Source organism: Flavobacterium sp. (assembly GCF_049590715.1).
Lineage (GTDB): Bacteria > Bacteroidota > Bacteroidia > Flavobacteriales > Flavobacteriaceae > Flavobacterium.
Genome location: NZ_JBAWDL010000231.1, coordinates 1 through 8515 on the forward strand (window position 1 = coordinate 1; position 8515 = coordinate 8515).

An 8515-nucleotide genomic window follows, 5' to 3' on the forward strand; every position below is an offset into this window, starting at 1 on the left:
AATATTAGCATGTATTTAACTAAAGAAGGAAAAGCGGAAATTTTCGCTCAACACGGAGGAAAAGCAGACAACACTGGATCTGCTGAAGGACAAATCGCTTTGTTCTCATTCAGAATCAACCACTTGACTGAACACTTGAAAAGAAATCGTCATGATTATAACACAGAGCGTTCACTTGTGAAACTAGTAGGTAAAAGAAGATCTTTACTTGATTACTTGAAAAAGAAAGAAATCAACAGATATCGTGAAATTATCAAAGTATTGGGTATTAGAAAATAGTCAATCTAAAAAAGAGGTGCGCAAGTACCTCTTTTTTTATTTAAAGACTAAAAAGATTTAAGGATTTAAAAACCTTGAAAGCAATGTTTTTTTTTCAATCTTTCAATAGTTGAATTTTTAAATTATACAAAAAAAAGTTTGGTTTTTCATTGGGTTTTCGCAGTAACTACGCGAGCAAAGACAACACAACTAGTCACCCATTTAATAATCAAAAAAAAACAAAAATTTATGATTCCACAATTATTTGTAGAAAACATCGATTTAGGTGATGGAAGAAACATCACAATCGAAACAGGTCGTTTAGCCAAACAAGCTGACGGATCTGTAGTAGTAAGAATAGGAAAAACTGTTATTTTAGGAACAGTAGTATCTTCAAGAAAAGCAAGTCCAGGTATAGACTTTTTACCTTTAACGGTAGATTACCGTGAAAAATTTGCTGCAGCAGGACGTTTTCCTGGTGGTTTCTTCAAGAGAGAAGCTAGACCAAGTGATAGCGAAGTATTAACAATGCGTTTAGTAGACCGTGTTTTACGTCCACTTTTCCCAGATGATTACCATGCTGAAGTTCAGGTAATGATTCAATTAATGTCTTATGACGAAGATGTTATGCCAGATGCACTTGCAGGTCTTGCAGCATCAGCGGCATTAGCTTTGTCTGATATTCCTTTCGAAACGTTAATATCTGAAGTAAGAGTTGGTCGTGTTGATGGAAAATTCATTGTTAACCCAAGCCGTGCTCAATTAGAATTATCCGATATTGATATGATGATTGGAGCTTCAACTGATTCTATCGCAATGGTAGAAGGAGAAATGAAAGAAATTTCAGAAGCTGAAATGTTGGAAGCAATCAAATTTGCTCACGAACATATTAAAGTACAAATTGCAGCTCAAGAAAGATTAGCAGCAGCATTTGGAAAAAAAGAAACAAGAACCTACGAAGGAGAAAAAGAAGACGAAGCTATTTACGCTAAAGTAAAAGCTGCCTCTTATGATAAAATCTACGCTATTGCAAGCAAAGGTTCTTCTAAACAAGAACGTACAGCTGCATTTGAAGAAGTAAAAGAAGAAGTAAAAGCTTTGTTTACGGAAGAAGAATTAGCTGAAAATGGAGATTTAGTTTCTAAATACTTCAAAAAGACAAACAAAGAAGCTGTTCGTAACGTAACCCTAGATTTAGGAACTCGTTTAGACGGAAGAAAAACTACAGAAATCAGACCTATTTGGTGTGAAGTAGATTACTTACCATCTGTACACGGATCTGCATTGTTTACACGTGGAGAAACTCAAGCTTTGGCAACTGCAACTTTAGGAACTTCTAGAGAAGCAAACCAAATTGACTCTCCGTCTGAACAAGGAGAAGAGAAATTCTACTTACACTATAACTTCCCTCCTTTCTCAACTGGTGAAGCTCGTCCTTTGAGAGGAACTTCAAGAAGAGAAGTAGGTCACGGAAACTTAGCTCAAAGAGCTTTGAAAAACATGATTCCTGCTGATTGTCCTTATACAATTCGTGTTGTTTCTGAAGTATTAGAATCTAACGGTTCTTCTTCTATGGCAACAGTTTGTGCCGGAACTTTATCATTAATGGATGCTGGTATCCAAATGATTCGTCCCGTTTCTGGAATTGCAATGGGATTGATTACTGACGGAGAGCGTTTTGCGGTATTGTCTGATATTCTTGGTGATGAAGATCACTTAGGAGACATGGACTTTAAAGTAACTGGAACTTCTGAAGGTATTACAGCTTGTCAAATGGACATCAAAATTGATGGATTGAAATACGAAATTATGGAAGCTGCACTTGCTCAAGCTCGTGACGGACGTTTGCATATCCTTGGTAAATTAATCGAAACTTTAGCTACTCCAAAAGAGGATGTTAAAGCTTACGCTCCAAAAATTATTACAAGAAGAATTCCTAATGCTTTTATTGGAGCATTGATCGGACCTGGTGGAAAAGTGATTCAGGAATTACAAAAAGCTACAGGAACTACAATTGTTATCAATGAAGACCCTATTACTGAAGAAGGAGTTATTGAAATTTTAGGAACTGATCCTGCTGGAATTGAAGCAGTATTAGCTAAAATAAAATCAATTACTTTCAAGCCTCAAATGAATGAGTCTTATGAAGTAAAAGTAATCAAAATGCTAGATTTTGGTGCAGTTGTAGAATATACAGCAGCTCCAGGAAATGAAGTTTTATTACACGTATCTGAACTAGCTTGGGAACGCACAGAAAATGTTTCTGATGTAGTGAACATGGGAGATGTATTTGAAGTGAAATACTTAGGTATGGATCCAAAAACTAGAAAAGAGAAAGTGTCAAGAAAAGCACTTATAGCTAGACCTCCACGTGAGACAAAACAAGAGTAATCCATCTTAGTTTACTAAAGGTTTATTATAGAAAATCCCGTTTCATTTATTTGAAGCGGGATTTTTGTTTATACTCGTTTTAGTTTTTTTAGGAGGAGAATGAATTATTTCTCAGGAATGTTTTCAAAATCCATTCCTACGAGATGAATCCAAAGACAAATGCACTATGCTTACACAACCTAAAAATTTATAGTGTTAATTTATTTATAGCTTGTTAATCAACCTTCCTAAACATAATACATTATAAAAAACTTCACTAACATTAGTTAATTAAAACACAACAATATGTCTAATCCTAAATAATCGACATAGATAACTATTATTAATAATGAAAATCTATGAATTAATAACTATTAGAAGATATTTATTCAATAAATAAGCGGTATGGATAAACATTAGATGATCTGTTTTTTAAATTTTTCATAAAACTTTCACATAAGTAGTCCCATTCTGTTGGAGATAAATATTCTTTTTCGGCTTTATCTACTTTTAAATGAATGTCAATCGTACGACTAAAACCTTCGTTCGAAGAAATCTCTTTACGTGTACCTTTTTCTACTCTAATTTCTGTTACACAACCTTTAAAATGACTAAAACTAAAAGCTTTTATATCTGCAAAAGTTACTACGCGCCCACGAGTTAATAAAGCATTGCGATAGGCTAAAATTCGATTTTTGTTATTTTGTTTATTTAGGCCACCTACTGTATTAGTCATTAAAGTCACTCTATGACTGGCAAAATACAAATCATCTTTAGCTTCAAAAATTGTCCCAGCTTTAATATCATTAGCTTCTTCTGCACATGTTGACCAGTAGTTTATCGAAAAGGATTTTCCAGTAGTGTCATCAATTTTGGGTTTAATCATTAAATATGGCGCACTGTTTTTAGAGAAATTACTTTCTTTGGCTTGCTGTTCTACTGAAGCCAGTAACTGATTAATTTCAACCAGCGAGCTATTCATAAAATCTTTACCTAAGCTTGAAAAAGATGAACTCTCATCTTTTAACAAATCCAAAACGTTTTGAAGCAATTCTGAAGCACTCCTACTATCAAACCGAGACACACCCCCAGTTCTAAGAACAGCACTACCTTCTTCAACAACGCCATCTGTGTATTCCTTAATTTCATAATGGTTGTTAAAAGTATCAACTACAGTATCCACATCCAAATAAATATTATTATCCGTTTCTAACGCGACATAAGATAAAAAGCTACCTAAGGTTTTAACGATAGAATGTCTACGTTTATTGACTGCTGGAAAGCAATTTACATTAAATGTTACATTATCTAATATTTGAGGAACTAAAGACTCAGGAAAAACCATTTTGATCCAAATTATTGGATTGTCATTACTTTTGGAAATATCTTGAAAACATTGATATTCTCTACCATATTCTTCAATAGGTTTGTACCTTAAAACTCCTTTAAGAGTACAGAAATTATCAAAATAGTATTCGTTTACCTCATTCATTACCTCACTTAAATGTGTATAATTTCTACCAATAATAGCTTCAATTTCCAAAGAATTCAAAGGCACATTGTACCCCTCTTTTACTTTGATTTCGAGACCATCATGAAAGCATTTCATTTGCTTCAAATAGTAATGAAACATCTCTTTTTGATGTAGGTTTTTAATATCAATATACAGCGCAAGGTCTTCTAAATTAAATGTTTGTCCTCCTTGCAATTCAATTCCAATAAAAACTTCGCCTGAAGGTAGCGTATGTTTGTAATCACGATCACTATCTCTATAAAACAAATTTGAAATTTGAAATAAATTTCTTTCGTATGCAATATATTTTACTTCGCAAGGCGCTAATTTAACCTCTAGAGATGGCGACAACACAATCTCCTTAGTTATAAGTGCTACGGGATTGTAAATATCATGTACTCTTCGGCTTACAACCATTTGGTTTTTTAAGGATATTTTCTTGTTGTTTTCCAATGGCATAGCATGCAATATGGCACGTGCTGGCTTGGCTCCCGCTGTTACCTCTGGAAACATAATTTCGAGAACGCGCTCTACCACTCGAGTTTTAGAATCTTCTAACTCATGCGCTATTTTCTCCAATTCATAGGAAAGGCCGTTTAACATCATGGAAACCACTGGATCAAAAGAAGTTTCCATTTCAATTTCAGAAAACCCCCATGATCGAGCTGCTCTCTTTAATATTCTATCTTTAATTCGTTCTTGTCTCATAAGTTTGCTATCCAAAAATGAAGTTTATTGCCATTTATTTTTATAAAAAGAAAGGCACTTTATTGTCGCTCTTTCATTTTTTTTCCTTCGGCTAAGATAAACTTAAAGTAGAAAACTTTTGCAACTGTTAATCGAATATTTTTAAGAAAATACTGATTTTACATCTTTGCTTAAATATAAGATTTGTATTGACAAATATTGTACCTCTAGAACACGAAATTCTATTGCTATTTTGTCCTGATTTTTAATTCGCAGTAACTCATTATTTTTCGTCCTTGGATAAGCAGCCAAGAGTTCTATTATTGTAAACCAATAACAGGATTAAATTGAGTTGTAAATCTATTATAGGAGTAAGTATAAATATGTAAACTTATTTTAGGACGAGACTGCGCATCCAATCGCTCTTTGCGCTTGCTCCTGCCCAATTGAACTATACTTTGACACGACCCAAACCTTCGGGGTCGTTGTTGTCAATTACTTTGTCCGGATACGAGTATGCTTTGGCGTAACAACTAACATCGGTGTAAGGCGGTGCTGCTATATCAGATGGAATGGCTTTGAACGCGCAGGTGTAATTTCCGTGTACTTCTGAGTGATGGATCGCTTCTACCACCAACAAATTGTGTTCTACGGTTTTGTTTTCGATCGTGAATTTTTGTCCTATTCCTAATGGTAAATAAGAAACACCACTATAAAAAATACTATTGGCATCCTTACCTATTGGTTTGCAAAGCAACCATTTCGGAAAGCGTGTCTGAATCGGCTGCTCGTGCCGTAAAAGCACCTATTGCCAAATCGGTTTATCTCACCGCTCCTTGGCGATAGCCCACCGCTGTTGCAAAACCATCGCCACTAAATGATTATACAACCAAAATACAAATTCTAAAATTCACTCGATTCATTTACAAACAAATTAATATCTGAATTAAATCACATACCACACGAAAGGGTTCGTGCATGAGCGGGGTCTTTTTAGCTCCAACTTCTAGATTGAAGATAAATTAATATTTTTTTTTACTTAGATAAGCGTCCAAGAATTCTTTTATTATCAATCAACCAAAGGTTATTTTGTTTTCTAATTTTAATTATTTCTCTTGAAGATCCAAACGGACCAGGATTTTGTTGTATTATTTCGATTAAACTATCTTGAACTTTGCAAACAATTACAACATGACCATATCTATTAAAAAATGTTTTGTCAAAAATCAGTATATCATCTTCTTTTGGCTTCATACTGCTGGGGTTTGAAAATTGCACTAAACCTCTTTTTAAATTAACATTTCCATCTTTAAGTGATTTGTCATAAAAATCGACTGCATTTCCATACGTATCTGGCATTTTATGATTTAGATGTTCATAATAATATCTTTTTATAAACTCTACACACTGATATTTCATTCCTATATTATATCCATCAACAGATAAATTTCTACCCTCAGAGTTACTTACTCCACCATTATAATAGACGTTTACTTCATTAAAAGCGTCTACAACTTCTCCAACTTCAAGTTTAGAATGCCAATTTACTTTTTTAATTATTAATACTACAGCATATGATATTATAACTATTAGTATAGAAATGATGATTTTTCTATTCACAATTTCAATTCTTTTTTTATGTTATTTAGTGTATTTATTTAACATTAAAGTAAACAATAAATATAGAGAAATACATATTATAATTGATTTATATGATTGCATAAAAACAAATGTATCAATATCAGCAGTAGAAAATGAGCTCCAGCTTGAAACTCTTGTTTCAAAAACATCAGCATTTATTATTTTTAACCAAACAAAAGTCAAAAAAAACACAATGATTATCGAAATGACATATTGCTTTTTAAAAATTTTATTAAACAAAAGCTGCATTAGAACAGTTGGCAAAAAAATCAACACAATTGCATATTTAATTAACACTTCATTAAAAGAGCAGTCTATACAACCCGAAGATATTTCATTTGCATATTGTCCCATTGAAAGGTAGCCTTGAATAATCGTTAATATGGTACAAAAAAAACCTATTACAATGGACTTGTAGACTATTTTCATTTTTTATTTATTTAAAACAGGTTTTTTCATTTTTTCAAATTTATACATTCCGTTAGGTAAAATACCTCCTGGAGAATCACCTGATCTTGGCAATTCAAATGCACCTTTAGAATTCCATAAAGCTTCATCCCAACCTTTTCTAAACCAATCTTTGGGATTTAAAGGGTTACTAACCTCTTCATCATCTATCGTTATATATTCCTTTTTATATTCTGCATTACCACCATCAAGCCAGGTAGGTGTATAATTACTTCTTCTTAAAAATGCATACACCTTTGCATTTAATTTTTCAGCTAATTTTTGAGCTAAACTTTCTTCAGGCTTCACTAATTTCATCGAGGCTTCATCATATTTATAACTAGGAGCATAAGCTAACAGTCTATTATCAGAATTTCCTGTCCTACAAGCATATGAATAAATGATTGGATTTGTAATAAAAGACTCTATTGACAAATCAAGCACATTATTTGCTGTAAATTGTTGATTTGAGCTGTTATCCCCATCAAGTCCAAAATCTAAAATACTTGGCAGACCATGTGAGAAAATTTTGATTACGCCAATCTTTACATCTGATCTTTTAACTGTAGCATCTCCTTTATTTATGTAATCAATTAGTTCTTTAATTGAATTTATCTTTTTAAAGTATAATGTTTTATTCCAGTTTCTCGCATCTTTTTTTATAATACTTAGTTCCATTTCAGTAAAACCATCTTTGAAAATAATTATTGTTGCGTGCTTGCTAGATGCAAAATTTTGGCGAACTTCTCGAACAGCTTGAGCAGGAAACATCATTTTATTACCATATGTTTGAGAATGTTGTTCTGTACCAGCTATTAATATTATTTCTATTTGCTTCAAACTCAAATCCACACTCACCGTTTCAAGAGCATTTCCATAAAAAGCATAAACCTTCGCTTTTTCAAAATCTTGCTTTACTCTTAGAGAAATAATTATTTTACCCCCGTCTAATTTAGTAAGGGATCCGGTACCGTCAATTATTAAGCGTTTACCATCTTCATATTTTATAGCCCATTTTAGTAATGCTATCTCTTCTTTCTTGGGGTCTCTAGATGGTGTTGCCCTAAAAACATAAAAAGTTCCTAAAGCAATTTTGTCAACTAACTTTCCATTAGTATCGAACGGGCCTTCAAGCTTCGTTATACGAATATCAGTTAGCGGTTTCCTATCCTTATTTTTATCATAGGCAACCCCTTTTTGTCCATTTTGTACAACTTTTTTTGCTGATTGTGTCTTAATTTCTGATGCATCCTCACGAATACTCCCTGAAGAGTTTTCAAAAAAATTATTAGCTAGTATAGTTATTTTTCCCATAATCTAAGCATTCAGTGATTTTTCTCCCGAAAGATTTTCTACTTTACCTTTACTATTCTGAATGTGTTCATCTACAGAGATAGCTTCAATTTTTCCAGAAGCATTTCGTAGAATATCTTTAGCATCATTAGAATATTTATCACTTGCAATTTTTGTGATATTAGATGCCATTAGCATAAAATCAGCCGAAGCGATTTGATTTATATTAATTCCAGCTGAATCTATCATATTCATAGCTGCACTTGAAACAATATCCATACCAGCACTCACAGATACATTTTTACC

General features: G+C 33.0%; 8 protein-coding genes. 2 read left to right on the top strand and 6 right to left on the bottom strand.

Going from position 1 to position 8515, the window contains the following annotated elements; all coding sequences use genetic code 11:
• Window positions 1–9 precede the first annotated feature (9 nt).
• Window positions 10–279 carry a 30S ribosomal protein S15 gene (gene rpsO / locus WBQ70_RS10455; protein ID WP_423913827.1) on the top strand — a complete coding sequence of 90 codons (270 nt, stop codon included), beginning with the start codon at window positions 10–12 and terminating at the stop codon, window positions 277–279.
• 228 nt (window positions 280–507) lie between these two features.
• On the top strand, window positions 508–2649 hold the full coding sequence (locus WBQ70_RS10460) for a polyribonucleotide nucleotidyltransferase (RefSeq protein ID WP_423913809.1): 2142 nt from the start codon (window positions 508–510) through the stop codon (window positions 2647–2649).
• 364 nt (window positions 2650–3013) lie between these two features.
• On the opposite strand, the gene WBQ70_RS10465 is transcribed toward WBQ70_RS10460, so the two are convergent.
• The 6 genes from WBQ70_RS10465 to WBQ70_RS10490 form a co-directional block, all read right to left on the bottom strand.
• Entirely contained in the window at window positions 3014–4849 is a 1836-nt protein-coding gene (locus tag WBQ70_RS10465; RefSeq protein ID WP_423913812.1) for a type VI secretion system baseplate subunit TssF, read from the bottom strand.
• Between the two features lie 430 nt (window positions 4850–5279).
• The gene (locus WBQ70_RS10470; protein ID WP_423913815.1) at window positions 5280–5585 is read right to left on the bottom strand and encodes a hypothetical protein; all 306 of its coding nucleotides are present in this window, start codon (window positions 5583–5585) and stop codon (window positions 5280–5282) included.
• 278 nt (window positions 5586–5863) lie between these two features.
• Window positions 5864–6448 carry a CHAP domain-containing protein gene (locus WBQ70_RS10475; protein ID WP_423913817.1) on the bottom strand — a complete coding sequence of 195 codons (585 nt, stop codon included), beginning with the start codon at window positions 6446–6448 and terminating at the stop codon, window positions 5864–5866.
• A 21-nt stretch (window positions 6449–6469) separates the two neighbouring features.
• Window positions 6470–6898, bottom strand: a complete 429-nt coding sequence (locus tag WBQ70_RS10480; protein WP_423913819.1) for a hypothetical protein — start codon at window positions 6896–6898, stop codon at window positions 6470–6472.
• Window positions 6899–6901: 3 nt separating this feature from the next.
• Entirely contained in the window at window positions 6902–8230 is a 1329-nt protein-coding gene (locus WBQ70_RS10485) for a hypothetical protein (protein ID WP_423913822.1), read from the bottom strand.
• Between the two features lie 3 nt (window positions 8231–8233).
• A partial coding sequence (locus WBQ70_RS10490; RefSeq protein WP_423913824.1) for a hypothetical protein occupies window positions 8234–8515 on the bottom strand: 282 nt, incomplete at its 5' end.

Bases quoted from the DNA above. Each gene is read 5' to 3' on its own strand.
- rpsO (WP_423913827.1), top strand. From the start codon at position 10: ATGTATTTAACTAAAGAAGGAAAAGCGGAAATTTTCGCTCAACACGGA.
- WBQ70_RS10460 (WP_423913809.1), top strand. From the start codon at position 508: ATGATTCCACAATTATTTGTAGAAAACATCGATTTAGGTGATGGAAGA.
- WBQ70_RS10465 (WP_423913812.1), bottom strand. From the start codon at position 4,849: ATGAGACAAGAACGAATTAAAGATAGAATATTAAAGAGAGCAGCTCGA.
- WBQ70_RS10480 (WP_423913819.1), bottom strand. From the start codon at position 6,898: ATGAAAATAGTCTACAAGTCCATTGTAATAGGTTTTTTTTGTACCATA.
- WBQ70_RS10485 (WP_423913822.1), bottom strand. From the start codon at position 8,230: ATGGGAAAAATAACTATACTAGCTAATAATTTTTTTGAAAACTCTTCA.